Origin of the sequence: Streptomyces boninensis (assembly GCF_048572725.1) — a bacterium.
Taxonomy (GTDB): Bacteria; Actinomycetota; Actinomycetes; order Streptomycetales; family Streptomycetaceae; genus Streptomyces; species Streptomyces boninensis.
The window spans coordinates 5703404-5730088 of record NZ_CP183837.1; the positions used below are offsets into that span (position 1 = coordinate 5703404).

Below are 26685 nucleotides of genomic sequence, written 5' to 3' on the forward strand. Positions count from 1 at the left end.
ACCAGTGGAGTCACTCATCGGATTGCTCGTCGCGGCGCCGCTGCTGGGCGCGGCGGTGCTGCTCTGCGGCGGGCGCCGGCTTGACCGTACGGGCCACTGGCTCGGCACCGGTCTCGCCTTCCTCTCATTCGCCCTCGGGCTCGTGCTCTTCGCCGACATGCTCGGCAAGGAGGGCGAGCACCGGGCGCTGCACAGCCACCTGTTCAGCTGGGTGCCGGTCGAAGGCTTCCAGGCGGACGTCGCCTTCCAGCTCGATCAGCTGTCGATGACGTTTGTGCTGCTGATCACCGGCGTCGGCTCGCTCATCCACCTGTACTCGGTCGGGTACATGGAGCACGACGAGCGCCGCCGCCGCTTCTTCGGCTATCTGAACCTGTTCCTCGCGGCCATGCTGCTGCTGGTCCTCGCCGACAACTACCTGCTGCTGTACGTCGGCTGGGAGGGCGTCGGCCTCGCCTCGTACCTGCTGATCGGCTTCTGGCAGCACAAGCCGAGCGCGGCGACGGCGGCGAAGAAGGCGTTCATCGTCAACCGCGTCGGCGACTTCGGCCTGTCGATCGCGATCATGCTGATGTTCACCACCTTCGGCACCTTCGCCTTCGGCCCGGTGCTGGACAGCGCCGCAGAGACCGGCGAGGGCAAGCTGACGGCCATCGGCCTGATGCTGCTGCTCGCGGCCTGCGGCAAGTCCGCCCAGGTGCCGCTGCAGTCGTGGCTCGGCGACGCGATGGAGGGCCCGACCCCGGTCTCGGCCCTGATCCACGCGGCGACGATGGTGACGGCGGGTGTCTACCTGATCGTCCGGTCCGGCGCGATCTTCAACGGGGCACCGGACGCGCAGACCGCGGTGATCGTGGTCGGCGCCGTCACGCTCCTCTTCGGTGCGATCGTCGGTTGCGCGAAGGACGACATCAAGAAGGGCCTCGCCGGCTCGACGATGTCGCAGATCGGCTACATGGTGCTGGCCGCCGGGCTCGGCCCCATCGGCTACGTCTTCGCGATCATGCACCTGGTCACCCACGGCTTCTTCAAGGCCGGGCTGTTCCTCGGCGCCGGATCGGTCATGCACGGCATGAACGACGAGGTCGACATGCGGCGTTACGGCGGTCTCCGCAAGTACATGCCGATCACCTTCGTGACCTTCGGGCTCGGCTATCTGGCCATCATCGGCTTCCCGTTCCTGTCCGGCTTCTACTCGAAGGACCACATCATCGAGGCCGCCTTCGCCAAGGGCGGCACGGAAGGCTGGATCATCGGCGGAGCCACGCTGCTGGGCGCGGCGCTCACGGCCTTCTACATGACGCGCATGATGCTGATGACCTTCTTCGGCGAGAAGCGCTGGGAGCCGGACCCCGAGTCGGGTGAGATGCCACATCCGCACGAGTCCCCCAAGTCCATGACGATCCCGATGATCCTGCTGGCCTTCGGGTCCGTAGGCGCCGGCTTCATCTTCAACCTGGGCGACCGCTTCGTCGGCTGGCTGGAGCCGGTCACCGGCCATGAGCACGGGCATCTGCCGGACGGCCTGAGCGTCGGGCTGATCACCGGCTTCACGGTCGCCGCGATGGTCATCGGCGTCGGCATCGCGTACGTCAAGTACGGCCGCCGCCCGGTCCCCGCCGTCGCCCCGCGCGGCAATGTGCTCACCTGGGCCGCCCGCCGCGACCTGCTCCAGGACGACGTCAACCACGTCGTCCTCGTCCGCGGCGGCGAGCACCTCACCCGCAGCCTGGTCTACCTCGACCACAAGGTGGTGGACGGCGTGGTCAACGGCACCGCCGCCACCGTCGGAGGCCTCTCCGGGCGGATGCGGAAGGTGCAGAACGGCTTCGTCCGCTCCTATGCGGTCTCGATGTTCGGCGGTGTCGCGGTATTGATCGCCGCCACCTTGTTCATGAGGGCGGTCTGAAATGTCCTTTCCACTCCTGACGGCCACCGCCGCGCTGCCCGCCCTCGGCGCGGTGGCCACGGCGGCCGTACCCGCCGAGAAGCGGACGGTCGCCAAGTGGCTGGCGCTGCTGGTGTCCGCGGGCACGCTGGTCCTCGCGGCCATCGTCGTCCTCCGCTTCGACCCGGACGGCGCCCGCTATCAGCTCACCGAATCGCACGCCTGGATCAAGGACTTCGGGGTCCGGTACGAGCTCGGGGTCGACGGCATCGCTGTGGCCCTGGTCGGCCTGACCGCGCTGCTGATCCCGTTCATCATCGCGGCGGGCTGGCACGACGCCGACCCTCTCGCCGCGAAGACCACGTCCCGGTGGCGGCCGACACAGGGCTTCTTCGCCCTGATCCTGCTGGTCGAAGCGATGGTGATCATCAGCTTCCTGGCCACCGACGTCTTCCTCTTCTACATCTTCTTCGAAGCCATGCTCATCCCGATGTACTTCCTCATCGGCGGCTTCGGCGACCGGGCCCACGAGCACGGCGAAGAGGAGGCAGGCCGGCAGCGCTCGTACGCGGCCGTGAAGTTCCTGCTCTACAACCTCGCCGGCGGCCTCATCATGCTGGCCGCGGTCATCGGCCTGTACGCGGTCACCAGCGACCAGCTCGGCTCGGGCACCTTCTCCCTCCAGGAGATCCTCCAGGCCCGCGCCAACGGCGACCTGGAGATGGGCACCGCCACCGAGCGCTGGCTCTTCCTCGGCTTCTTCTTTGCATTTGCCGTGAAGGCGCCGCTGTGGCCGCTGCACACCTGGCTGCCCAACGCCATGGGCGAGTCCACCGCCCCGATCGCGGTGCTCATCACCGCCGTGGTCGACAAGGTCGGCACCTTCGCGATGCTCCGCTTCTGCCTCGGCCTCTTCCCGGAGGCCAGCGCCTGGGCGACCCCGACCATCATGGTGCTGGCGCTGATCAGCATCGTGTACGGGGCGCTGCTCGCCGTCGGCCAGCGGGACATCAAGCGGCTGATCGCCTTCGCGTCGATCTCCCACTTCGGCTTCATCGTCATGGGCATCTTCGCGATGACCTCGCAGGGCCAGTCGGGCGCCACGCTCTACATGGTCAACCACGGCATCTCCACCGCCGCGCTGATGCTGGTGATCGGCTTCCTCATCTCCCGCCGCGGCTCGCGCCTGATCGCGGATTACGGGGGCGTGCAGAAGGTCGCGCCGGTGCTGGCAGGGACCTTCCTGATCGGCGGTCTGGCCACCCTGTCGCTGCCGGGTCTTGCCCCGTTCGTCAGCGAATTCCTGGTCCTGGTGGGCACGTTCAGCCGCTATCCGGTGGTCGGCATCATCGCCACGACCGGCATCGTGCTGGCCGCCCTGTACGTACTCGTCCTGTACCAGCGGACGATGACCGGACCGGTCAAGGCGGGCCTCGACAAGCTGCCGGACCTCCGGCTGCGCGAGGTTCTGGTGGTCGCACCCCTCATTGCCCTGCTCATCGGTCTCGGCGTCTATCCGAAGCCGCTCACGGAGATCGTCAACCCGGCGGTCGGCCACACCCTCTCCGATGTGGGCAAGAAGGATCCGAAGCCTGAGCACGACGCAATCGGAGGCGACAAGTGAGCACCGTGTCCACTGTCCACAGCCTGTGGACGACGGCGGCCGAACCGGCGGGGAAGATCGACGCCCCGCACATCGAGTACGCCCAGCTCGCCCCGACGCTCATCGTGATCGGCGCGGCCATCATCGGCGTGCTGGCCGAGGCCTTCGTGCCGCGCAAGTCCCGCTATGCCGTGCAGATCGGCATCGCCCTCCTCGGCTTCGCCGCCGCCTTCGCCGCGGTGATCGCCCTGGCGTCGAGCGGGCACGCGAAGGAGGAGGCGCAGGTCGCCGCGATGGGCGCCATCGCGGTCGACGGCCCGGCGCTGTTCCTGCAGGGCACCATCCTGCTGGTCGGGATCGTCGCCGTCTTCACCTTCGCCGAGCGCCGGCTCGACCCGCAGGAGCACGGCAAGCACGTCGACTCCTTCTCCGCGCAGGGCTCGGCGGTCCCCGGCGGCCCGGCCGAACAGGCCGCGGTCAAGGCGGGCTTCACCACCACGGAGGTCTTCCCCCTCCTCGCCTTCGCCGTCGGCGGCATGCTGATCTTCCCCGCGGCGAACGACCTGCTGACCCTCTTCATCGCCCTGGAGGTCTTCTCCCTCCCGCTGTACGTCCTCTGCGCCCTGGCCCGCCGCAAGCGGCTCATGTCGCAGGAAGCGGCCGTGAAGTACTTCCTCCTGGGAGCCTTCTCCTCGGCCTTCTTCCTCTTCGGCGTCGCGCTCCTGTACGGCTACGCGGGCACCGTCTCGTACGCCGGGATCGCCGAGGTCGTCGAGGGCACCCGGCAGGCGTCCGACCCGGCGCTCGCCCAGACCATGGGCAATGACGCGCTGCTGCTCATCGGCGGCGCGATGCTCCTGATGGGCCTGCTGTTCAAGGTCGGCGCCGTCCCGTTCCACATGTGGACCCCGGACGTCTACCAGGGCGCCCCGACCCCGGTCACGGGCTTCATGGCGGCGGCCACGAAGGTCGCGGCCTTCGGCGCGCTGCTCCGCCTGCTGTACGTGGTCCTGCCGGGCCTGCGCTGGGACTGGCGGCCGGTGATGTGGGGCGTGGCGATCGCCACGATGGTGATCGGCGCGATCCTGGCCGTGACCCAGACAGACGTGAAGCGGCTCCTCGCCTACTCGTCCGTCGCGCACGCGGGCTTCATCCTCGCGGGTGTGACGGCCGCGACGCCGGACGGCATCTCGTCGGTGCTCTTCTACCTGGCGGCGTACTCCTTCGTCACCCTGGGCGCCTTCGCGGTGGTCACGCTCGTCCGCGACGCGGGCGGCGAGGCCACGCACCTGTCCAAGTGGGCGGGGCTCGGCCGGCGTTCGCCGCTGGTCGCGGCGGTCTTCGCGGTGTTCCTGCTGGCCTTCGCCGGCATTCCGCTGACCTCCGGCTTCGCCGGCAAGTTCGCCGTCTTCAAGGCGGCGGCGGAGGGCGGGGCGACGCCGCTGGTCGTCATCGGCGTGATCTCGTCGGCCATCGCGGCGTTCTTCTACGTCCGCGTGATCGTCCTGATGTTCTTCAGCGACCCGAAGCCGGAGGGCCCGTCGGTGGCCGTCCCCAGCGCGCTGACGACGACGGCGATCGCGGTGGGCGTGGCGGTGACGCTGGTGCTGGGGCTTGCGCCGCAGTACTTCCTCGATCTGGCGGGGGACGCGGGCGTCTTCGTGCGCTGACCGGAAAGGACGGCGCCCGCACCCGGCTCGGCCGGGTGCGGGCGCCGTCGCGTTTCTACGGGTTGGTCACCCCCAGCGTGTAGGCGCCGGAGCCGTCGTAGGACTCGACGATGTAGCGGTAGTAGCCGGCGGTGCCGCTGTAGTCGGTGTCCTCGTTCTCGTCAGGGCTCGTCGACTGCTTCACCGTCGCCCAGCCGAATCCGTTCCACTTCTGCAGATACAGGTCGAAGTCGGTGCCGGCAGGCCCGCGCAGGCAGCCGATGTGCCGTCCCGAGGTGCCGGAGTAGTAGTACGAGCCGTTGGGCTGCACCTCGGACTGGCCGTCGGCGAGGGTGCCCTGGTACGTAGTCTCGGAGCTGCTGCAGCCGGTCGGTCCGCCGGTGCCCACCGTCAGGTTGTACGTGACGGTGTGCGAGGCCGTCGTGCCGGTGCCCTTGACCGTGATCGGATACGTGCCGTTGGCCGCACTCGCGGCGACCGCCACCGTCATGGTGGACGAGGCCCCCGACGTCACCGACGCCGGTGAGAACGACACCGTCACGCCGCTCGGCTGCCCGGTCGCGGACAGCGCCACCGTCTGCGCGGCGCCGTGCGTCGTCGTGGTGCCGACCGTCGACGTCGCCGAGTTGCCGGGCTGGACGGTGCCCGAGGTCGGGTTCAGCGACATCGAGAAGTCGGGCTGGGTGGTGCCGCCGCAGTCGACCTCGCCGGACTGGGCGGGGAGGCCGATGGCGCTCCAGGCGGCCTTGACCGTGTTGCACTCGGCGGCGCCGTACGTGTTCTTCGCCACCGACACGGTGGCCCTGCGCGCGGCCGCGTGGTTCCAGGACGAGGTCTTCATCATCAGCCCGCCCATGAAGATCTTCCCGGCCTTCTGGATGCCGATGCCGGTCACCGACGAGGGGCCGCCGCTGCAGATCGGGCTGTTGGGCTTGCCGCCGCCGGGGTTCGAGCCCTCGGCCAGCAGATAGAACCAGTGGTTCTGCGGGCCTGCGGCGGCGTGCACCTCGGTGCCGGAGCCCAGCTGCGGGTAGCAGTTGGGGTCGCCGAGCGCCGAGGGGTTGTACATGTTGCGGATCGGGCCCTGGCCGACCAGGTTGACCATCTCGCCGACGAGGTAGTCGGGGACGTCGTTGGGGTTGTTGGCGAACGCCTCGGTGAGGGCGCCGAAGATGTCGCCGGTGGACTCGTTGAGCCCGCCGTTCTCCCAGCCGGAGCCGGCGCTGCCCGGGGTGCGGTCGAAGATGTTGTGGCCGTACTCGTGCGCCACCACGTCGATCGGCGTGGCCAGCTTCGTATTCGCCTGGTTGCGGCCGTAGTTGGTCTTGGTGCCGTCGTAGTAGGCGTTGACGTCGTTCAGCCCGACCCGGGCCGGGACCATGCCGCCCTGCCCGTCCTGGCCGTTGCGCCCCAGCCACTGGTTCAGCATGTCGAACTCGCGCTGGGCCGCGTACATCACGTCCACGCAGCCGGTCACGAGGTCGGTGCCGGCGCCGTTGCCCCACACGTTGTCGGCGTCGGTGTAGGCGGAGCCGTTCTGGCCGCCGCACCGCAGTCCGGTGCGGGTCGGGTCGGTCATGCTGTACGAGGAGCCGGAGCCGCTGGTGTCGATGGAGACGTTGCCGTTGTGGTGGCCGTGGCCGGTGGCTTCCTTGACCTTCTGGCGCGCCTCGGCGACCTTGCCGGTCCTGGCGTCGACGTAGGTCTCCAGCACGCTCGGGTTCCCGGCCTTGGTGCTGCCGGTGACGGTCGTACGCCAGGTCAGCAGGTCGGTCTTGCCATCTTTGACGAGGACGGTGAGCTTGGGCGTGGTGGCCTTCTCCACCTTGTCCAGCTGCCCGCGGGCGGTGCGCTCCGCGGCCGCCGCGGCGATCTTCGCCTTCGTGGAGACGTCGATGAACGGGGCCTTGGCCGCGGCGACATCCCGGACCCGGCCCTTGCCGTCCGCGACCACGACCGCGTCGGCGCCCTCGACCGGCAGGCCGCGGTAGGTCGTCTCGTACGAGCTGAAGTACAGGCCGTTGGCCCAGGGCAGCGACGACGTGCGGACGAGGTCCTCGTCCGGTCCGTGCCGCAGTCCGTCGAGCCCGCTGAAGGCGGCCCGGTCGGACGCCGCCACGGCGGCCGCCTTGCCCGTGGGTGGCCCGGGCGGCGGTTCCTTGGCATCCGCGGTGGCGGTGCCCAGCGCGCCGGCGAGGCCTGCCGCCAGGGTGAATGCGCCCAGGCTCGCCATGAATCTGTTTGGTTTCACCGTCTGCTCCGATCGCGGTGTTCCGGTGGGGAAGTCGGGCAGGTGCGAATCGGAGTATGGATGTGGACATGACGGTTTCGGCCATCTCAGATGCCATAAGACCCGAGTTATGGCGACCATCGAGGCACCTTCGTACTCTGCTGCAATGCAGCTGGAGTTGAGGCACCTGCAAGCGGTCTGCCGGATCGCGGAGGCGGGAAGTCTGATGCGCGCTGCGGCCCTCCTGGGGGTGTCGCAGCCCGCGCTGTCGGCGCAGTTGCGCCGCATCGAACGGGTCGCGGGCGGCGAGCTGTTCGTCCGCGGCAGGCGCGGCGTGGAGCCCACGCCGCTGGGCCAGTTCGTACTCGACAAGGCGCGCCGGGTGCTGGGCGAGATGGACGCCCTCGCCGCGGGGGCGCGGGCCACGGTGGGGGACCGGCCGCTGCGGCTCGGCAGCATCTTCCTGTGCCTGCTCGACCACCTCTTCGACCAGCTCGACCTCGCTCTGGACGGGCGGGAGTTCGCGGTGGACCTGGAGGACTCGGTGACGGCCCTGACCCGGATGCTGGGCGCGGGCCACTACGACGCGATCGTCTACGGCGAGGTCAACGACTACGAGGCCCCGCTCCCCGCGGGCACCGCCGCCCGCACCCTCGTCGCCCGCGAGCCCTTCTGCGTACGGCTGGCGGCGGACCACCCGCTGGCCGGGCGGCCCGCCGTCGAGCTGGCGGACCTGGCGGGCGAGCAGTGGATGACGATGGTCGAGGACGACGACGGCGGCCGCGAGGCCTTCGCCGACGCCTGCCGGGAGGCGGGCTTCACGCCCTCACTGCGCTACCGGATCGGGGACCGCACCCTCTACCTGGGCCTGGTCGCCGCGGGCCGCGCGGTCGCCCTCACCCAGCCGACGGCCCCGCCCGCCCCCGGCACCGTGGTCAGGCCGCTGGCCGGGGCCCCGGTCACCGGCCGGATAAGGCTGGCGTGGCGCCGCTCGGCGGTGTCGGCGCAGCTGGCGCGGCAGTTGTACGGGGCGGCGGCGCGGGCGTATCTCAAGGGTGTCGACAACAACCCGCACCACCGCGCCTGGTGGGACGCGCACCGGGAGGCGCATCCGGTGCTGGACTAGCGCCTTCGGGTCAGCCCGTGGGCAGGTCACCCGGGTCGTCGGGGAGGTCGCCCATGTCCGTCGGCATCTCGTTCGGCGTCTTGGTGAAGGTGTCCTCCTTGCCGGAGGCCCACTTGATCACCAGGGTCTTGCCCTCCAGCGACTGCACCTGCCCGGTGGTGAAGTCCTTGTTGCCGTCGTTGCACTTCAGGGCGAGGCCGGCGTCCGACACCTTGCCGGTGCAGGTGGACTTGCCGGTGAGCATCGCTGTGCCCTTGTCGACCGCGAGGATCCGCAGGCCGTCGTCGGCATGGTTGGCGTCGGTGGTCCAGCCTCCCTCCAGCTGGTCCGCGCCGACCTTCTCGGCGCCGCCGCCGTCGGGCGCCTTGGTCTCCTCGGCCTTCGGCGTGTCCTTGGCCTTGTCGTCGCCGCCGTCGTCGCTGCCGCTGCTGCAGCCGCCGAGCAGCAGTGCCGCGACCGCGGCCGCCGCGACCCCGGCAATCCGTGCTGACGTACGCACGTACTTTCCCCCTCAGTAGGTTGCTTGAGCCTGGCGACCCTAGCAGTCAGTCTGCGTCCCCCGACACCGGCTGCGAGCCCCAACCGCCCCCGGAATACGACCGTTTGTCCTGCTTCACGGCGCGGACGACCGCGTCCGCGTACCACGTCTCGCGGGCCAGCCGGCCCATGTCGCGGCGCTCGCGGCTGAGCGGGCCGCCCGGGCGCAGGTAGGCGTCGAGCCCCGCGGCGGCGGCGATGGCGGTGAGGGCGATGTCGCGCGGGTCGGACAGGCCGTCGTCGAGCGCGGCGCGGAAGCGGGCGCGCGCCGGGGTGGCCAGGTCGGTGGTGCCGGGGCGGTGCCGGGTGATGGGGAAGATGCCGAGGGCGCGGCTCATGTCGCGCCGTACGGCGCCACGCCGCTGCAGCAGCGTGAAGCTCATGTCCTCCACGTCCAGGCCCGCCTGGCGCACCCAGCGCGGCGCCGGGGTGCCGTCGGCGGTGAGGGAGGACAGCGCGGCGTCAAGCAGCTGGTTGCCGAGCGGCCGGGAGTCCACGACGGCGGCCAGGCTGCCGCTGAGCATGCTGCGCCGCTCGGCGACCCGCCCCGCCAGCTCCAGCTCGGCGAGCGCGGCGGCGGCCAGCCCGTAACGCAGCTGCCGCCGCGGGCCGACGGTGGTGCCGCGGCTCGGCTCCAGCGCGAGCAGCAGCAATTCCTCGGGGAGGGTGAGGCCTTCGGGGCGGGCGGCGGTCATGCGGCGGGGGAGGGGGCAGGGGCGGGGGTGATCCGGCCGCTGACCTCGCCGAGGCCGATCCGGGTGCCGTCGGGCCCCGGGGCCCAGGCGCTGATCGCGACCTCGTCGCCGTCCTGGAGATACGGGCCCTTGCCCGCCGTCTGCTCCAGCAGGCAGCCGAGCTGGTCCGGCTCGGGGCCGCTGACGGTGCCGGAGGCGAAGAGGTCGCCGGTGCGCAGCGAGGCGCCGTTGACGGTCATGTGGGCGAGCTGCTGGGCGGCGGTCCAGTACATCGCGGAGAACGGCGGCCGGGAGACCACCTCTCCGTTGATACGGACCTCCAGCCGCAGGTCGAGCCCGTCCGCGCGGCCCGCGTCCGACAGATAGTCCTGCAGCTCGTGGGTGCGCTCGGGGGCCGGTGTCCAGGCAGCTTCCAGCGCGGCAAGGGGCGTCACCCAGGGGGACACGGAGGTCGCGAAGGACTTGCCGAGGAACGGGCCCAGCGGCACGTACTCCCACGCCTGGAGGTCCCGCGCCGACCAGTCGTTGAGGAGGGTCAGGCCGAAGACGTGCTCCCGGAAGTCGGACAGGGGCACCGGCGAGCCCATCGGCGCCGGGACGCCGGCGACGAAGGCGACCTCCGCCTCGAAGTCGAGGCGCACCGAGGGGCCGAAGACCGGCGCCGGGTCGGCGGGCGCCTTGCGCTGGCCCCGGGGCCGTACGACATCGGTGCCGGAGACGACGACCGTGCCTGAGCGGCCGTGGTAGCCGATCGGCAGGTGCTTCCAGTTGGGCGTGAGCGGCTCGGGGGCGTCCGGGCGGAAGATGCGGCCGACGTTGCTCGCGTGGTGCTCGCTCGCGTAGAAGTCGACATAGTCGGCGACCTCGAAGGGCAGGTGCAGCCGAACCTCGGATACGGGCGTGAGCAGCGGCGCGACGGCCTCGCGGTGCGCCGGCTCGGTCAGCCAGGCGGTGAGCTCGGCCCGCACCGCGTCCCAGGCCGGGCGGCCCGCGGCCATCAGCGGGTTGAGGACCGGCTGTGCCAGCAGGCCGGCGTGCGGCGAGCCGAGGGCGGCGGCGGCCGCGCCCGCGTCAAGTACGTGGTCGCCGTACCGGACGCCGACCCGCCGGGTGGCGTCGGCGGCGGTGGAGAAGACGCCGTACGGGAGGTTGCTCGGGCCGAAGGGGTGATCGGCCGGCGGCTCGAATGCGCTCTGGTCAGGCATGGCCATACCTTAGGCGCGCGACTGCCCGCTGGGTAAAGGGGCTAATCCCGGTATCCGGACGCTGGCCTGGACCCTCCCCTGCACGATGTGATCGTTACGTTACCGGCTACGCTTCGAGCGTGGTGCAAGGTTGTCAGGTGCTGCACCTGCCGACACATCGACAATCCACCGCGTACAGCGATCGCAGACGGGAGGAGCCCTCGTGACCGTGGTCGCGCCCTTCGGGCTCAGCGTGCGGGATCAGGGCCTGGAGACCGATGTCCAGGCCGGGTTGGCGGCTGTCGAGGAGGGCCTGCTCGAGGCCACGAAGAGCGACGTGCCGTTCATCACCGAGGCCGCGCAGCACCTGGTCAGGGCCGGTGGGAAAAGGTTCCGCCCGCTGCTGGTGATGCTGTCGTCGCAGTTCGGCGACCCGCATGCGCCGGGTGTCGTCCCGGCGGCGGTGGTCGTCGAGCTCACGCACCTTGCGACGCTGTACCACGATGACGTCATGGACGAGGCCGTGGTGCGGCGCGGTGTGGCGAGTGCCAACACCCGCTGGGACAACTCGGTGGCCGTGCTGACGGGCGACTTCCTCTTCTCGCGGGCGTCGAATCTGCTCGCCGATCTCGGGCCCGAGATGGTCCGGATCCAGGCGCAGGCGTTCGAGCGGCTGGTGACGGGGCAGATCCTGGAGACCGCGGGGCCGCTCGGCGGGCGGGATCCGATCGATCACTATCTCGAGGTGCTGGCGGGCAAGACGGGGTCGCTGATCGCCGTGTCCGGGCGCTTCGGGGCGCTGATGTCGGGGGCGGACGAGCGTACGGTCGATGTGCTGACGCAGTACGGGGAGCGGATCGGCATCGCTTTCCAGCTCGCCGACGACATCCTGGATATCGCCAGCGATGAGCACGAGTCGGGGAAGACCCCGGGGACTGATCTGCGGGAGGGTATCCCGACGCTGCCGGTTCTGCATGTCAGGGCGGCGGCGGAGCGCGGGGGCGCGCGTGAGGACCGCGAGCTGTGCGAGCTGCTCGACGGCGACCTCACGGACGACGTCCGGCACGCGGAGGCGCTGGCGCGCCTGCGGGTCCACCCGGCGCTGGAACAGTCCCGCCGCGACACGGTCCGCTACGCGGAGGAGGCCCGGGCCATGCTGAGCGGCCTCCCTTCGTGCTCCGCACGAGCCGCGCTCGAGGAGCTGTGCGACGCCGTGGTGCACCGCGCCGGGTAGCGCTCCGACCCTGATACGCCCTCCCCGCAGAGGCCCCCTGGAGTCGTAGCGCGGTCATCCCCCGGGCGTAGCTCGGATTGCTTCCGTGGGGTGACGTCTTCCGCTGTCCCATTTGGTGGGATGGATGACAAGCCCCGGGAGGCGGAACGGGTGACAATGTCACCCATGGGGCGGAATGAGCGCGACGTGACGTGCACGTGAAGACCCGGAGGTAGATCACATGGCACAGATCCAACCGGAGCCCGAGCAGCCGGGGGGTATACGCCGCCGCAGAGCGGCGCGGTACGTGGTGCCGCTCGGCGTCGCCGGTATCGCCGCCGCGACCATCGGCCTCGTACCGGCCCTCGCGCAGTCCGAGGACGGCCCGGATCTGGACAAGATCTCCGCGGAGGACCTCGTCACCAAGGTGCTCGAGTCCAAGACGCAGACCGTCTCCGGCACCGTGAAGATCAAGACCGACCTCGGCCTCCCGTCGCTGCCCGGCGGCATGGGCGGCGGCACCGAGGGCGGCCAGGCCCTGGAGATGCTCACCGGCGATACGACGCTGCAGGTCGCGGCGGACGGCCCGAACCGGCAGCGGGTCACCATGGACCGCGACCAGGGCGACTACACGGCGGTGCACAACGGCAAGGACGTCTGGGCGTACGACAGCCAGAAGAACACGGCCTTCCACGGCACCAACTACTCCGAGAAGAAGGGTGGGGACGAGCACGCGCTGCCGAAGGACCTGCAGGACCTGACGCCCCGCGAGTTCGCCCAGGAGGCGCTGAAGAAGGCCGACAAGACCACCTCGGTCACCACCGACGGCACCGCGAATGTGGCGGGCCAGGAGGCGTACGTCCTCAAGGTCGCGCCCAAGCAGTCCGAGTCCACGGTCAAGGACATCCGGATCGCGGTGGACGCCGACAACGGCGCCCCGCTGAAGGTCACGCTGACCTCGGACAGCGGCAAGAAGGCGATCGACGCCGGGTTCACGCAGGTGGACTTCGACAAGCCCGACGCCAAGCAGTTCGACTTCACCCCGCCCAAGGACGCCAAGGTCACCGAGAAGGACCTGAGCAAGCAGGACGAGGGCGGCGCCGGCGAGAAGGACCGCAAGGACTTCGACCGGATGATGAAGAACGTCGAGGTCGAGGGCAGCGGCTGGACCTCGATCGCCAAGATCGACGCCGGGGACAAGTTCTCCGGGTCGGCCGAGGGCGAGGGCCAGAGCCTCCTCGACAGCTTCACCGAGAAGGTCGACGGCGGCCGGGTCTTCTCCACCGACCTGATCAATGTCCTGATCGGCGACGACGGCAAGATCTACGTCGGCGCCGTGACCAAGGACGCGCTGGTCGACGCGGCCAACAACTGACGGCAGCAGCCGCTGACGCGCAGGCGCCGCCCACCCGCACCGCGGGTGGGCGGCGCCGCCGTTTCAGGCCGCCGCGACCGCGGCGCCCGCGAAGAAGCTCCTCGCCGCCTCCTGCGCCGCGCGGTCCCTGGCGATGTCCCCGGGCCGGGACCCGTTCCCCAGCAGCACCCCGCCCCAGTCCATCCGCAGGTAGTCCGCGATCTCGCGCAGCGTCCCCACCAGCGGATCCGCATGCGCCGGCTCGTCGTCGGCGAGGGCCGTCACGCCCCATAGCCGCTTCCCCGCCATCCGCGCCCTGAAGTCGGCCCCCGGCACCCGCATCCACCCCGACCAGTGGTCCAGGTAGGTCTTGGTGTCGGCCGAGACGGAGTACCAGTACAGCGGCGAGGCGATCACCAGGTCGGTCGCGGCGAGAGTGGCGTCCAGGAGCGTACGCAGGTCACCCGTCGGCTCCGGGTAGACGCCATCGCCCTCGTGCCGGATGTCGTCGAAGCGGGGCAGCGACAGCTCTGCGAGGCGCAGCCAGCGCTGCTCTGCCGTCGGCGGAAGGTGCTCGGCGGCTGCGCGGGCCAAGGCCTCGGTGTTGCCGCCGGGGCGGCTGCTGCCGAGGACGAAGAGGAAGTTCTGGTGCTGCACGGCGACCCCTGGGAGCGTGCGGACAGTGTCCTTGCGTACGCAATTAAAGCGCGTGTGCAAGGAAGTCGCAAGCGGGCCTCGTCAGGCCGGGCCCGAGGTCCGCTCCGCCTGGGGAGCGGCAGGTGTGCCGCCGGAGCTGACGGACTCCGCGTGCCGGAGGGCCGTACGGCCCTTTCGCGCGGTGCGCAGCGCGTCGTAACTCAGCAGGCACAGCGCCAGCCACACCAGCGCGAAGCCCGCCCACCGCTCCGGCGGCATCTGCTCGTGGAAGTACGCGACGCCCAGGAGGAACTGCAGCGTCGGCGTCAGGTACTGCATCAGCCCGATCGTCGACAGCGGCAGCCGCACCGCCGCCGCGCCAAAGCAGACCAGCGGCACCGCGGTCACCACGCCCGCGCTCATCAGCAGCAGCGCATGCCCCACGCCCTCGGTGGTGAAGGTCGACTCGCCCCGGCCGGCGAGATAGAGCAGGAAGCCCAGCGCCGGCAGGAACTGGATCGTCGTCTCCGCCGCGAACGACTCCGGCCCCTGCAGCTCGACCCGCTTCTTCACCAGCCCGTACGTCCCGAAGGAGAAGGCGAGGGTGAGCGAGATCCAGGGCAGCTGCCCGTAACCGATGGTCAGCACCACCACGGATGCGGCGCCGACGCCGACGGCCGTCCACTGCAGCGGGCGCATCCGCTCGCGCAGCAGGAGGACGCCGAAGGCTATGGAGACCAGGGGGTTGATGAAGTAGCCGAGGGACGCCTCGACGACGTGACCGGAGTTGACCGCCCAGATGTAGACGCCCCAGTTGGTGCAGATCGTCGCCGCGGCGACGAGGGTGAGGGCGAGGCGCTTGGGCTGCCGCAGCAGCGGGCGGATCCAGGACCAGCGGCGCAGCACCAGCAGCAGGAGGATGCAGGCGGGCATCGACCACACCATGCGGTTGGCGAGGATCTCGGTGGCGCCGGCGGGCTTCAGCAGTGGCCAGTAGAGCGGGACCAGGCCCCAGATTCCGTACGCCGCAAAGCCGTAGAGGAGGCCGGTGCGGCTCTCCTGCGGCGTCGACTGCATTGGCGACCGCCTCCCGTCCGCTACCACCGTGCCCAAACGTCACGACCGTAGCGGGACCGGGAGGCCGCTGTCATATCCGTTCCAACCCGTGGCTCCTTACAGGGCCGCGGCGATGGCGTCGGCGATCGTGCCGGTCGGGCGGCCGGTCAGGCGGGAGAGGTCGCCGGGGGTGGCGGCCAGCTCGCCGCGGGCGATGCCGGTGTCGACCTCGGCCAGGATGGCGGCGAAGGGGGCGGGGAGGCCGGCGCCCAGCAGCGCCGCCTCGTAGTCGGCGGGGGAGAGGCGCGTGTACGCGATGTCCTTGCCGGTCTGGCGGGAGATCTCGGCCGCGTACTCGGCGAGGGACCAGGCGGTGTCGCCGCTCAGCTCGTACGTGGAGTTCTCGTGGCCCTCGCCGCTCATGACCGCGGCCGCCGCGGCGGCGAAGTCGGCGCGCGAGGCGCTGGCGATGCGGCCGTCGCCGGCGGCGGAGAAGACGGCGCCCGCGGTGAGGACCTGGCCGAGGTTGGCGGTGTAGTTCTCGTGGTACCAGCCGTTGCGCAGCAGGCTGTACGGCAGCCCGGAGCCGGTCACCAGCTTCTCGGTCGCGAGGTGCTCCTCGGCGAGCGAGAAGGTCGCGGCGGGCCCGCCGAGGATCGAGGTGTACGCGAGGAAGGCGACCCCGGCCGCCTTCGCCGCGTCGATGACCGCGGTGTGCTGCGGGACGCGCTTGCCCACCTCGCTGCCCGAGATCAGCAGCACCCGGTCGCCGGCCCGGAAGGCGTCCTTGAGGGAGGCCGGGTCGTCGTAGTCGGCGGTACGGACCTCGACGCCGCGGGCGGCGAGGTCGGCCGCCTTGGCCGGGTCGCGGACGACGGCGGCGAGGTCGGCGGCGGGGGTGGTGGCCAGCAGCTCGTCGATGACGAGGCGGCCCAGCTGTCCGGTTGCTCCGGTGATCACGATGCTCATGCCTTCAACGTAACCCGTGCACTAACCATCCGTAAGTACCCACTTTGAAGTAAGGTACAAGCATGAGCGTAAGTGCTGAAGACCTGCGGCTGCCGTCCTTCCCCGACGTGATCAGCGCGGACTGCCCCGCGCGGAACATCCTGGAGCACGTCGTCAGCCGCTGGGGCGTGCTGGTGCTGCTGGCGCTGCGGGCGGGCACGATGCGGTTCAGTGCGCTGCGGCGGCGGATCGGCGGGGTGAGCGAGAAGATGCTCGCCCAGACGCTGCAGACCCTGGAGCGCGACGGCATGGTGCTCCGCGAGGCGAAGCCCGTCATCCCGCCGCATGTGGAGTATTCGCTGACCCCGCTGGGCGAGAAGGCCGCGCGGCTGGTGCAGCCGCTGGCGGAGTGGACGAATGACGCCGTGGCGGACGTGGAAAAGGCCCGGGCAGCGTATGACGCTGCCCGGGCCCGTAAGGACTGAGGTGTCGGCTCAGCCGACGACCGTCCAGGTGTCGCCCCCGGCGAGGAGCGCGGCGAGGTCGCCCTTGCCCTTCTGTTCGACGGCGGCTTCGAGCTGGTCGGCCATGTCGGTGTCGTAGACGGGGCGGTCGACCGAGCGCAGGACGCCGATCGGGGTGTGGTGCAGGGTGTCCGGGTCGGCGAGCCGTGACAGCGCGAAGGCGGTGGTGGGGGACGCGGAGTGGGCGTCGTGGACGAGGATCTGGGACTGGTTGTCCTCGGTCACGTCGACGATCTTCAGGTCGCCTGTCTGCGCATCCCTGACGACGCCCTTGGCCCGGTCGGTGCCGAAGCGGATCTGCTCGCCGTGCTCCAGGCGGATCACGGCCTCTTCCGCCTGCTGCTTGTCCTTGAGGACCTCGAAGGCGCCGTCGTTGAAGATGTTGCAGTTCTGGTAGATCTCCACCAGTGCGGTGCCGGGGTGGGCGGCGGCCTGGCGCAGCACCTCGGTCAGGTGCTTGCGGTCGGAGTCGACCGTACGGGCCACGAAGGAGGCCTCGGCGCCGATGGCCAGGGACACCGGGTTGAAGGGGGCGTCGAGGGAGCCCATCGGCGTCGACTTGGTGATCTTGCCGACCTCGGAGGTGGGGGAGTACTGGCCCTTGGTGAGCCCGTAGATCCGGTTGTTGAACAGCAGGATCTTCAGGTTCACATTGCGGCGCAGCGCGTGGATCAGATGGTTGCCGCCGATGGACAGCGCGTCGCCGTCACCCGTCACGACCCAGACGGACAGGTCGCGGCGGGAAGCGGCGAGGCCGGTGGCGATGGCCGGGGCGCGGCCGTGGATGGAGTGCATCCCGTAGGTGTTCATGTAGTACGGGAAGCGGGAGGAGCAGCCGATGCCCGAGACGAAGACGACGTTCTCCTTCGCAAGACCGAGCGAAGGCATGAAGCCCTGGACGGCGGCGAGGACGGCATAGTCGCCACAGCCGGGGCACCAGCGGACTTCCTGATCCGTCTTGAAGTCCTTCATCTTCTGCGGGGTGTCGGACTTCGGCACCAGGGAAAGCGCGTCGATCACCGGCGCCTCCGTAGCAGTGTCAGCCATTTCCGATGGCCTCCTTCAGAGCGGTGGCGAGCTGCTCTGCCTTGAAGGGCAGTCCGCGGACCTGTGTGTAGGACTGGGCGTCTACGAGGTACTTGGCGCGGATGAGCATGGCGAGCTGCCCCAGGTTCATCTCGGGGATGACGACCTTGTCGTAGCGGGACAGGACCTCGCCGAGGTTGGCGGGGAAGGGGTTGATGTTGCGCAGATGGGCCTGCGCGACCTTCTCGCCGGCGCCGCGGACGCGGCGGACCGCGGCGGTGATCGGCCCGTACGTGGAGCCCCAGCCCAGGACGAGGAGGCTCGCGTCGCCGTCCGGGTCGTCGACCTCGACGTCCGGGACCTCGATGCCGTCGATCTTGGCCTGCCGGGTGCGGACCATGAATTCGTGGTTGGCCGGGTCGTACGAGATATTGCCGGACCCGTCGGCCTTCTCGATGCCGCCGATGCGGTGCTCAAGGCCCGGGGTGCCTGGGACCGCCCACGGCCGCGCGAGAGTCTCGGAGTCCCGCTTGTACGGCCAGAAGGTCTCGCTGCCGTCATCGAGAGTGTGGTTGGGCTGGGTGGCGAACTGCACGCGTAGATCCGGCAGTTCATCGGTCTCCGGCACCCGCCACGGCTCCGAGCCATTGGCGAGATAGCCGTCGGAGAGCAGCAGCACCGGCGTGCGGTAGGTCAGCGCGATCCGGGCCGCGTCCAGGGCGGCGGTGAAGCAGTCCGCGGGTGTCGCCGGGGCGATCACCGGGACCGGCGCCTCGCCGTTCCGGCCGAACATCGCCTGCAGCAGGTCTGCCTGCTCGGTCTTGGTCGGCAGCCCGGTGGAGGGCCCGCCGCGCTGGATGTCGATGACCAGCAGCGGCAGCTCCAGCGAGACCGCGAGGCCGACGGTCTCGGCCTTCAGCGCGATGCCGGGACCTGACGTGGTGGTGACACCCAGCGAGCCGCCGAAGGCCGCGCCCAGCGCCGCCCCGATGCCGGCGATCTCGTCCTCGGCCTGGAAGGTGCGTACGCCGAAGTTCTTGTGCTTGGACAGCTCGTGCAGGATGTCCGACGCCGGCGTGATCGGATACGAGCCGAGGAACAGCGGCAGATCGGCCTGCCGGCCCGCGGCGATCAGCCCGTACGACAGGGCCAGGTTCCCGGAGATCGAGCGGTACGTGCCCGGCGGGAAGGCCTTCGCGGCCGGGGCCACCTCGTACGAGACGGCGAAGTCCTCGGTGGTCTCGCCGAAGTTCCAGCCCGCGCGGTAGGCGGCGATGTTCGCCTCGGCGATGTCCGGCTTCTTCGCGAACTTCGTCCGCAGGAAGTTCTCCGTGCCCTCGGTGGGCCGGTGATACATCCACGACAGCAGGCCCAGCGCGAACATGTTCTTCGACCGGTCCGCGTCCTTACGGGACAGGCCGAACTCCTTGAGCGCCTCCACCGTCAGCGTCCCCAGCGGCACCGGATGCACGCTGTAGCCGTCCAGCGAGCCGTCCTCCAGCGGGGAGGCCTCGTACCCGACCTTGGACAGCGCGCGCTTGGTGAACTCGTCCGTGTTGACGATGATCTCCGCGCCGCGCGGCACATCCGGCAGATTCGCCTTCAGGGCCGCCGGGTTCATCGCGACCAGCACGTTCGGCGCATCGCCGGGCGTGAGGATGTCGTGGTCCGCGAAATGCAGCTGGAAGGACGAGACACCCGGCAAGGTGCCTGCGGGCGCCCGGATCTCGGCGGGGAAGTTCGGCAGTGTCGACAGGTCGTTTCCGAAAGACGCCGTCTCAGAAGTGAAGCGGTCTCCCGTCAGCTGCATGCCGTCACCGGAGTCACCCGCGAACCGGATGATCACCCGGTCCAGGCGCTTCACCTCTTTGCCGGCGCCGCGCTGCTCCCCGATGGCCGATGTGGTCACTGTTCCGGACCTCCCTCAATTGAGCCCGCACACCATCGTACGTGGGTAAGGGTGGCCTTCCTTGACTGTCCCGGGATACGGACACGGCTGAGACGTCCGGTTGTGCCCGCGTTCATCACCTTTTCTTAACCCCCCGGTGTGCTACGCAATTGGTTCTAGGACCAGCTACGAGTTGAGGTACGTGAGGACCGCCAGCACCCTGCGGTGATCCCCGTCACTCTGCGCCAGGCCGAGCTTGAGGAAGATGTTGCTGACATGCTTCTCCACCGCGCCGTCGCTGACCACCAGCTGGCGGGCGATGGCCGAATTCGTACGCCCCTCCGCCATGAGGCCGAGCACCTCGCGCTCGCGCGGGGTGAGGTTCGCGAGCACGTCCTGCTTGCGGCTGCGGCCGAGCAGCTGCGCGACCACCTCGGGGTCGAGGGCGGTGCCGCCCTCCGCGACCCGCTGCACGGCGTCGACGAACTCACGTACTTCGGCTACCCGGTCTTTGAGGAGGTAGCCGACGCCGCGGCTGGAGCCGGCGATGAGTTCGGTGGCGTACTGCTCCTCCACGTACTGGGAGAGCACCAGCACCCCGACGCCGGGATGGTCGCGGCGGATGGAGATGGCGGCGCGGACCCCCTCGTCGGTGTGCGACGGGGGCATCCGGACGTCGGCGACGACGACGTCGGGCGCCTGCTTCTCCTGCGCCAGGTCACCGACGGTCTTGACCAGCGCGTCCCCGTCCCCGACGCCGGCCACGACCTCGTACCCCTTGTCGGTGAGGAGACGGGTCAGACCCTCTCTCAGCAGCACGCTGTCCTCGGCAATGACTACGCGCACCTTCTGCGCCTCCATGGTGGCTTGGCCCCCCGCCCCGCGGTGTTCTGTTTACGGGTGCCAGCATCCCATGGTTCGTGCCTGCCGGGTGGGTTTCCTAGTCGCGCCAGGGCAGCTCCGCCGTGACGGTTGTGGGCCCGCCCACCGGCGAGTCGATGACCAGCAGCCCGTCCACCGAGCCGAGCCGCTCCGCCAGGCCGGAGAGGCCCGAGCCGGAGGCGAGGTTGGCGCCGCCGCGGCCGTCGTCGCGGATCTGCAGCAGCAGCCGGTCGGGGGTGCGCCACACGTCCACCCACGCCGCGGTCGCACCGCTGTGCTTCGAGACGTTCTGCAGCAGCTCGGAGACGGTGAAGTACGCGATGCCCTCGATCGCCGCCGCGGGCCGCTCCGCCAGGTCCACCGTCACCTGCACCGGCACCCGCGACCGCGCCGCCACCGCGCTCAGCGCCGGGCCGAGGCCGCGGTCGGTCAGGATCGCCGGGTGGATGCCCCGGGCCAGGTCGCGCAGCTCCTGCAGCGCCAGCTTCACCTCGCCGTGCGCCTCGTCCACCATCCGCGCCGCCGTCTCGGGGTCCTCGGTGAGCTTCTCCTTCGCCAGGCCCAGATCCATCGCCAGGGACACCAGCCGCGCCTGCGCGCCGTCGTGCAGATCCCGCTCGATCTTGCGCAGGTCCTCGGCCGCCGTGTCCACGACCACGCCGCGGTCCGACTCCAGCTCCCACACCCGAGTGGCCAGCTTCGACGGGCCGAGCAGGCCGACGACCAGGGCCCGGTCCACGTACGCGAGGCCGCGCACCACCCACGGCATCGCCAGCATGAACAGCGCGCCCACCACAAAGGCCAGCGCCAGGTCGAGCGGGGTGTGCAGATACCAGCCGCTGCCCTCGCCGTCGCCGTAGATCTGCAGGCCGTCCTGGTTGAGGTAGGTCGGGAAGACCCACTGCCACAGCGGGTACGTGATCAGCTGCCACGACCAGACCATCACGGCCAGCGCGACGCTGAAGGAGAAGGCCGCCCAGGGAAAGTGCACAAACGCGTACAGCAGATGCCGCCAGCTGGTGCCCGACTTGAACAGCGCCCCGGTCCAGGCCATCAGCCCGCCCCGGCCGCCGGCCGCCCGCACCGGCTCCGGCTCGGCGACGTCCACTCGCAGCAGCGCCCGCGCCCGGCCGCGCTCCAGCGCGCCGAAGCCGCGGCAGCCGGCCAGCATGGCGGCGAGTACCGGGATGCCGAGGAAGGTGATCAGCAGGCCCACGCCCAGCGCCAGCATGGTGACCGCGTAGACGAAGAAGAGGACCGCCATCGGCAGGTTGAGCATCAGGTAGAGGAACTCGCGGTAGGTCCGCGCCTCGAACGGGGCGCGCAGCCCGGCGGGCAGCCGGGGGCGGCGGTACTCCGTCTCGTATCCGGTCGTCATCGTCATTTCCCTCACCCCGGCAGGCGGTCTGCTGGTCACTTCACTTCAAGGGTCCTGCGGACCGCGGTCCCTGCCCATGGAGCACGTCGGCGTTTCCGTACGGGGGAAAACCCCACCTCGCACGGCTGCCGCTAGCGCGGGAGCTGGTGCTGCTGCTCGCGCGGCAGCTGGTCCTGCTCCTGCCGGTCGCGCCAGGGCAGCTCGGCGGTGATGACCGTCGGGCCGCCGGGCGGCGAGTCGATGACGAAGAGGCCGTCGACCGAGCCGAGGCGCTCCGCCAGGCCCGCCATGCCGGTGCCGCCGTCGAGCCGGGCGCCGCCCTGGCCGTCGTCGGTCACCTGCATCAGCAGCCGGTTTTCGGTACGCCACACATCCACCGCCGCGAACTTCGCGCCGCTGTGCTTGGACACGTTCTGCAGCAGCTCGGAGACCGTGAAGTAGGCGATGCCCTCGATGGCGGGTGCCGGGCGGGCGGGCAGGTCCACGTTCACCTTCACCGGGACCGTGCAGCGCGACGACACCGACGACAGCGCGGCGTCCAGGCCGCGGTCGGTGAGCACCGCCGGGTGGATGCCGCGGGCCAGGTCGCGCAGCTCCTGCAGCGCCAGCTTCACCTCGCCGTGCGCCTCGTCGACCATCAGCGCCGCCGTCTCGGGGTCCTCCAGCAGCTTCTCCTTTGCCAGGCCAAGGCCCATGGCCAGCGCCACGAGCCGGGCCTGGGCGCCGTCGTGCAGATCCCGCTCGATCTTGCGCAGGTCGGCGGCGGCGGTGTCGACGACGACCCCGCGGTCCGACTCCAGCTGCAGGATCCGCGCCTCCAGGTCGTCGGAGGGCGGCAGCAGGCCGCGGACCATGGCGCGGTCGACATTCGTCAGCGCGCGGGTGGTCCACGGCAGCACCGGCCAGAGGATGAACAGGGAGATCAGCGTGAAGGTGAACGTGAAGACGCCCCAGGGCAGCCGGATGCCGTGAAAGAGCGTCGCCCGCCAGGCCACCGGATCCTTCAGCGCCCCCCACAGCCACGTGAAGAAGCCGGGCCCGCGCAGATGCGCCCGCAGCGGCGACGGCTCATCGATCCGTACGCCCAGCAGCGCCCGCGCCCGCTTGCGCTCCCAGCTGCCCAGCACCCGGCTCCCCGCCAGCCCGGCGGCGAGCAGGGGCAGGCCGATCACGGTGATCGCGAGGCCGGCACCCAGGAAGAGCCAGGAGACGACATAAGTGAAGGCGAAGATCGCCATCGGCAGATTGCCGAGGAGATAAGCGATCTCCTGCCACGTACGCCGGTCGAGGGGTGCCCGGGGCGCGGAAAGCTGGTCGGCGGCGGGGCTGCTGTCGGTCATGGTCCTAAGAGTGCCCGGGGACGGTGGCGCGGCGCCATGGGGTGGATGGGTGGGGCGAAGTAGGGATATCCCTACCATCGCGGCGACGGTCGCGCGGACGATCGCGCAGAACGGCCCGCCCCGCGACGCTCACACTTGCCGGGCCAGGGCCTACACTCCTGCCCGTACAGAAGAGCGGTCAGACCCCTATTTCACAAGAGAGCGAGGCGGAGCGTGCCGGTCGCGGCGGATTACTTTCACGGCTATTCGGTCGTGGGACTCGTCGCCCTGCTCGGCCTGCTCTTTGTCGGGGTCGCCTTCGGGGCGGGGCGGTTGCTGCGGCCGTATGTGCCGACGCCGGAGAAGCTGCTGACGTACGAGTGCGGGGTGGACCCGGTCGGCGAGGGCTGGGCGCACACGCAGGTGCGGTATTACGTCTACGCCTTCCTGTACGTGATCTTCGCGGTCGACGCGATCTTCCTCTTCCCGTGGGCGACGGTGTACGCCAAGGCCGGGTACGGGGGCGTGACGCTGGTCGAGATGTTCATTTTCCTCGGCTTCCTCGCGGTCGGGATCCTCTACGCGTGGAAGAAGGGCGTCCTGGAATGGACGTAGTGCCGGTGACCCCGATGACGCCTGTGACGTCGAAGCCGCCCCTCGGCGGCCTGGCCCGGCTGGCGCCGGAGCCGATGAAGGTCGTCCTCAACTGGGGCCGCCGCTACAGCCTGTGGGTCTTCAACTTCGGCCTCGCGTGCTGCGCGATCGAGTTCATCGCGGCGTCGATGGCGCGGCATGACTTCATCCGGCTCGGGGTGATTCCCTTCGCGCCCGGGCCGCGGCAGGCGGACCTGATGGTCGTGTCCGGGACGGTCACGGACAAGATGGCGCCTGCGGTGAAGCGGCTGTACGAGCAGATGCCGGAGCCGAAGTACGTGATTTCCTTCGGCGCGTGCTCCAACTGCGGCGGGCCGTACTGGGACTCGTATTCCGTGACCAAGGGCGTGGACCAGATCATCCCGGTGGATGTGTACGTGCCGGGGTGCCCGCCGCGGCCTGAGGCGCTGCTGCAGGGGATTCTGAAGCTGCAGGAGAAGATCGCCCGGGAGTCGCTGGGGGAGCGGTACGCCTCCGGCGCGGGGCGGGCTTCGGCGGCGGCGCTGACGAGCGGGCTGGTGGCGCCGCCCGAGCCGGGTGCGGAGGGCGGGCGATGAGCGAGTCGCTCCCTGAGGAGGGTACGGACGAGGCGGCTCCGGCCGCGCCTGCGGTGCCGGTCGGTTGGCTGCCGCGGGCGGCGGGGGAGCTGTTCGGGGACGGGGCCGTGGCGGCCGAGGCGTACGAGCTGCTGACCGTCGACGTGCCGGCGGCATCGTGGGTGGAGGCGCTGCGGGTGGCTCGGGATGAGCTCGGGTGCAGCTTCTTCGACTGGCTGAGCGCGGTGGACGAGCCGGGCGAGGGCTTCCGGGTGTCGGCGCATGTGGTCGCCGTCGGGACGCCGCCGCGGCGGCTGATGGTGCGTACGAGCGTGCCGCATGACGCGGCGGTGCTGCCGTCGGCGACGGGTGTGTACGCGGGGGCGGCGTGGCATGAGCGCGAGACGCACGAGATGTTCGGCGTCGACTTCACGGACCACCCGCAACTGGACCCGCTCCTCCTCCCGGACGGCTTCGAGGGCCACCCGCTGAGGAAGGACTTCGTCCTGGCCGCCCGCGTAGCCAAGGCCTGGCCAGGCGCCAAGGAACCAGGCGAGTCGGACCACGGCGGTCCAAAGCGCCGCCAGATGCTCCCGCCGGGCGTACCGGACCCGAACGAATGGGGCCCCCTGAAGGGCACCCTCCCAGACGCCCCGTCCCGCCCGGCGCGCGCGAGGAGAACAGCAGACGGCCCCCGCGGCCCGCGCCGCACGCGCACGGCATCGGCGGGCTCAGCGAGCCAGACGCCGGCGGCGGGCGAGGCAGCGGCGACGGGCGAGGCGCCGGCGGCGGGCAAGCCGTCTGCGACGGGCGGAGAGGCGAAGGGGACGCCCCGGCCCCGCAGGTCACGCTCGGCGGGCGAGGGCAGCACGTCGCAGCGCGCATCCGCGGCGGGTGCGGAGGAGACACCGACACCGGAGCCCGCGCAGGGCGCGGAGAAGGCGTCGCCGCCCGCGCGCCCTTCCGGCCCCCGCCGCTCTCGCTCGGCGGGCGACGGCAGCGCCTCGCAGCGCCGCCCCGCCGCAGGCCGCAGCGCGGACGCCCCCTGGCACCGGCCCGCGCCGGAGACGCCCGCGGGGGAGGGCGAGGCCGAGGCGTCCGCCGCTCCGCAGAGCTCCGCGCCTCCGGCGCGGGAGAGTGCGGCGGACGAGAAACGAGCGGCGACCGCCAGCGGCGCAGATGCCGCCACCGGCGTCGCCGAGCCGACTACCGACCCCGCCCCCGCCCAGGACGGCGATCCCGACCGCGCCGCGGGCGACGCCGCTTCCGAGCCGGACACCGCGCCCGAGCCGGACACCGCGCCCGCGCCCGAGACCAGCCCTGGCCCGGGCACCAACCCCGACCCGGACACCCCACCCCGAGGAGGCAGCAATGGCTGACGTCCTCGATGTCGTCCTGCGGCTGGTCCTGCTCCTCGCTGCCTTTCTCATCCTGCCGCTCGTCGTCGGCCAGACAGAGCACAAGGTCATGGCGCACATGCAGGGCCGCGTCGGCCCCATGTACGCGGGTGGTTTCCACGGGTGGGCGCAGCTCGTCGCGGACGGGGTGAAGTTTGCGCAGAAGGAAGATGTGGTGCCGGCGGCCGCCGATCGGCGGATCTTTCAGCTGGCGCCTGCCATCGCGCTGCTTCCGTACTTCATCGTCCTCGTCGCCATCCCCGTCCACCGCGACGGCGGCGTCGGACAGGACCTCGAAGCGGGCATCTTCTTCGTGCTCGCCGTCATGGGCGCCGGCGTCCTCGGCACCCTCATGGGCGGGTGGGCCTCGGCCAATAAGTTTTCGCTGCTCGGCGGGTTGCGGACCGCCGCGCAGCTGCTCGCGTACGAGCTGCCGATGCTGCTCGCCGCGGCGTCCGTCGCGATGGCCGCCGGGACCGTGTCTCTGGTCGGGATCGTCGATGGATTCCACTGGTGGTGGATTCCGTGGCAGATCATCGGCGGGCTCGTCTTCTTCACCGCCGGGCTCGCCGAGCTGCAGCGGCCGCCCTTCGACGCGCCCGTCGCCGACTCGGAGATCATCTTCGGCGCGTACACCGAATACAGCGGGCTGCGGTTCGCGCTCTTCCTGCTCGCCGAGTACGCGGGGATCGTCGTCCTCTGCGCCCTGACCACCGTGTTGTTCCTCGGCGGCTGGCACGGCCCGTTCGCGGATCAGCTCGGCTGGCTGTGGACGCTGCTCAAGACCGGGATCCTCGCCTTCGGCGTGATCTGGCTGCGCGTCACGTATCCGCGGCTGCGCGAGGACCAGCTGCAGCGCTTCGCCTGGACCGTGCTCATCCCCCTCGCTCTCGCGCAGATCGCGCTCACCGGCATCGTGAAGGTGGCGATCAACTGATGGC

General features: G+C 70.7%; 23 protein-coding genes. 11 read left to right on the plus strand and 12 right to left on the minus strand.

Annotated features, from left to right (window positions below):
- Positions 1-4: 4 nt before the first annotated feature.
- From nuoL to nuoN, 3 genes are read left to right on the plus strand one after another with little or no spacing between them, the layout of a single operon-like run.
- Complete coding sequence (nuoL, locus tag ACNNMR_RS26100) at positions 5-1909, plus strand: NADH-quinone oxidoreductase subunit L (RefSeq protein WP_419997107.1); 1905 nt, start codon at positions 5-7, stop codon at positions 1907-1909.
- A gap of 1 nt (position 1910) precedes the next feature.
- Positions 1911-3512, plus strand: coding sequence for an NADH-quinone oxidoreductase subunit M (locus ACNNMR_RS26105; RefSeq protein WP_419997108.1), 1602 nt, complete (start codon positions 1911-1913; stop codon positions 3510-3512).
- Positions 3509-5161 (plus strand): NADH-quinone oxidoreductase subunit NuoN, encoded by a 1653-nt coding sequence (gene nuoN, locus ACNNMR_RS26110; RefSeq protein WP_419997109.1) that lies wholly within the window; start codon positions 3509-3511, stop codon positions 5159-5161. Before ACNNMR_RS26105 ends, nuoN begins: the two co-directional genes overlap by 4 nt.
- A 55-nt stretch (positions 5162-5216) precedes the next feature.
- Here nuoN and ACNNMR_RS26115 read toward each other — a convergent pair whose 3' ends face one another.
- The gene (locus ACNNMR_RS26115; RefSeq protein ID WP_419997110.1) at positions 5217-7412 is read right to left on the minus strand and encodes a M4 family metallopeptidase; all 2196 of its coding nucleotides are present in this window, start codon (positions 7410-7412) and stop codon (positions 5217-5219) included.
- Between the two features lie 145 nt (positions 7413-7557).
- Between ACNNMR_RS26115 and ACNNMR_RS26120 the strand changes: the two genes are divergently transcribed.
- On the plus strand, positions 7558-8517 hold the full coding sequence (locus tag ACNNMR_RS26120) for a LysR family transcriptional regulator (RefSeq protein ID WP_419997111.1): 960 nt from the start codon (positions 7558-7560) through the stop codon (positions 8515-8517).
- 10 nt (positions 8518-8527) lie between these two features.
- Here ACNNMR_RS26120 and ACNNMR_RS26125 read toward each other — a convergent pair whose 3' ends face one another.
- The 3 genes from ACNNMR_RS26125 to fahA are packed head-to-tail and all read right to left on the minus strand — an operon-like array spanning position 8528 to position 10954.
- Entirely contained in the window at positions 8528-9016 is a 489-nt protein-coding gene (locus tag ACNNMR_RS26125; RefSeq protein ID WP_419997112.1) for a hypothetical protein, read from the minus strand.
- Positions 9017-9062: 46 nt separating this feature from the next.
- On the minus strand, positions 9063-9749 hold the full coding sequence (locus tag ACNNMR_RS26130; RefSeq protein WP_419997113.1) for a GPP34 family phosphoprotein: 687 nt from the start codon (positions 9747-9749) through the stop codon (positions 9063-9065).
- Positions 9746-10954, minus strand: a complete 1209-nt coding sequence (gene fahA, locus ACNNMR_RS26135; protein ID WP_419997114.1) for a fumarylacetoacetase — start codon at positions 10952-10954, stop codon at positions 9746-9748. The genes ACNNMR_RS26130 and fahA overlap by 4 nt, the downstream gene beginning before the upstream one ends.
- A gap of 202 nt (positions 10955-11156) precedes the next feature.
- Between fahA and ACNNMR_RS26140 the strand changes: the two genes are divergently transcribed.
- Positions 11157-12167: a polyprenyl synthetase family protein gene (locus ACNNMR_RS26140; protein ID WP_419997115.1), complete on the plus strand. Its 1011-nt coding sequence runs from the start codon at positions 11157-11159 to the stop codon at positions 12165-12167.
- A 220-nt stretch (positions 12168-12387) separates the two neighbouring features.
- Positions 12388-13521, plus strand: coding sequence for a LolA family protein (locus ACNNMR_RS26145; protein WP_419997116.1), 1134 nt, complete (start codon positions 12388-12390; stop codon positions 13519-13521).
- Positions 13522-13584: 63 nt separating this feature from the next.
- Here the strand turns inward: ACNNMR_RS26145 and ACNNMR_RS26150 are convergent, their stop codons facing one another.
- The 3 genes from ACNNMR_RS26150 to ACNNMR_RS26160 form a co-directional block, all read right to left on the minus strand.
- The gene (locus ACNNMR_RS26150) at positions 13585-14157 is read right to left on the minus strand and encodes a flavodoxin family protein (protein WP_419997117.1); all 573 of its coding nucleotides are present in this window, start codon (positions 14155-14157) and stop codon (positions 13585-13587) included.
- A gap of 81 nt (positions 14158-14238) precedes the next feature.
- On the minus strand, positions 14239-15213 hold the full coding sequence (rarD, locus tag ACNNMR_RS26155; RefSeq protein WP_419997118.1) for an EamA family transporter RarD: 975 nt from the start codon (positions 15211-15213) through the stop codon (positions 14239-14241).
- Positions 15214-15309: 96 nt separating this feature from the next.
- A complete protein-coding gene (locus tag ACNNMR_RS26160; RefSeq protein ID WP_419997119.1) occupies positions 15310-16161 on the minus strand; it encodes an SDR family oxidoreductase in 852 nt (283 codons plus the stop codon).
- Positions 16162-16223: 62 nt separating this feature from the next.
- Here ACNNMR_RS26160 and ACNNMR_RS26165 point away from each other — a divergent pair, with 62 nt between their 5' ends.
- Complete coding sequence (locus ACNNMR_RS26165) at positions 16224-16625, plus strand: winged helix-turn-helix transcriptional regulator (RefSeq protein ID WP_419997120.1); 402 nt, start codon at positions 16224-16226, stop codon at positions 16623-16625.
- A gap of 9 nt (positions 16626-16634) precedes the next feature.
- Here the strand turns inward: ACNNMR_RS26165 and ACNNMR_RS26170 are convergent, their stop codons facing one another.
- From ACNNMR_RS26170 to ACNNMR_RS26190, 5 genes are all read right to left on the minus strand, one after another.
- Positions 16635-17711: a 2-oxoacid:ferredoxin oxidoreductase subunit beta gene (locus ACNNMR_RS26170; RefSeq protein ID WP_419997121.1), complete on the minus strand. Its 1077-nt coding sequence runs from the start codon at positions 17709-17711 to the stop codon at positions 16635-16637.
- The gene (locus ACNNMR_RS26175; protein WP_419997122.1) at positions 17704-19599 is read right to left on the minus strand and encodes a 2-oxoacid:acceptor oxidoreductase subunit alpha; all 1896 of its coding nucleotides are present in this window, start codon (positions 19597-19599) and stop codon (positions 17704-17706) included. The genes ACNNMR_RS26170 and ACNNMR_RS26175 overlap by 8 nt, the downstream gene beginning before the upstream one ends.
- 165 nt (positions 19600-19764) lie before the next feature.
- A complete protein-coding gene (locus tag ACNNMR_RS26180) occupies positions 19765-20439 on the minus strand; it encodes a response regulator (RefSeq protein ID WP_419997123.1) in 675 nt (224 codons plus the stop codon).
- 79 nt (positions 20440-20518) lie between these two features.
- Positions 20519-21838 carry a sensor histidine kinase gene (locus ACNNMR_RS26185; RefSeq protein WP_420000478.1) on the minus strand — a complete coding sequence of 440 codons (1320 nt, stop codon included), beginning with the start codon at positions 21836-21838 and terminating at the stop codon, positions 20519-20521.
- Positions 21839-21969: 131 nt separating this feature from the next.
- Positions 21970-23178, minus strand: coding sequence for a sensor histidine kinase (locus ACNNMR_RS26190; protein WP_419997124.1), 1209 nt, complete (start codon positions 23176-23178; stop codon positions 21970-21972).
- 213 nt (positions 23179-23391) lie between these two features.
- Here ACNNMR_RS26190 and ACNNMR_RS26195 point away from each other — a divergent pair, with 213 nt between their 5' ends.
- Genes ACNNMR_RS26195 through ACNNMR_RS26210 form a run of 4 tightly spaced genes read left to right on the plus strand, consistent with a single transcriptional unit; the run spans position 23392 to position 26681 of the window.
- A complete protein-coding gene (locus ACNNMR_RS26195; protein WP_419997125.1) occupies positions 23392-23772 on the plus strand; it encodes an NADH-quinone oxidoreductase subunit A in 381 nt (126 codons plus the stop codon).
- On the plus strand, positions 23763-24368 hold the full coding sequence (locus ACNNMR_RS26200; protein WP_419997126.1) for an NADH-quinone oxidoreductase subunit B: 606 nt from the start codon (positions 23763-23765) through the stop codon (positions 24366-24368). The genes ACNNMR_RS26195 and ACNNMR_RS26200 overlap by 10 nt, the downstream gene beginning before the upstream one ends.
- Positions 24365-25726 carry an NADH-quinone oxidoreductase subunit C gene (locus tag ACNNMR_RS26205; RefSeq protein WP_419997127.1) on the plus strand — a complete coding sequence of 454 codons (1362 nt, stop codon included), beginning with the start codon at positions 24365-24367 and terminating at the stop codon, positions 25724-25726. Before ACNNMR_RS26200 ends, ACNNMR_RS26205 begins: the two co-directional genes overlap by 4 nt.
- Positions 25719-26681 carry a complex I subunit 1/NuoH family protein gene (locus tag ACNNMR_RS26210; protein WP_419997128.1) on the plus strand — a complete coding sequence of 321 codons (963 nt, stop codon included), beginning with the start codon at positions 25719-25721 and terminating at the stop codon, positions 26679-26681. The genes ACNNMR_RS26205 and ACNNMR_RS26210 overlap by 8 nt, the downstream gene beginning before the upstream one ends.
- Positions 26682-26685: the final 4 nt, after the last annotated feature.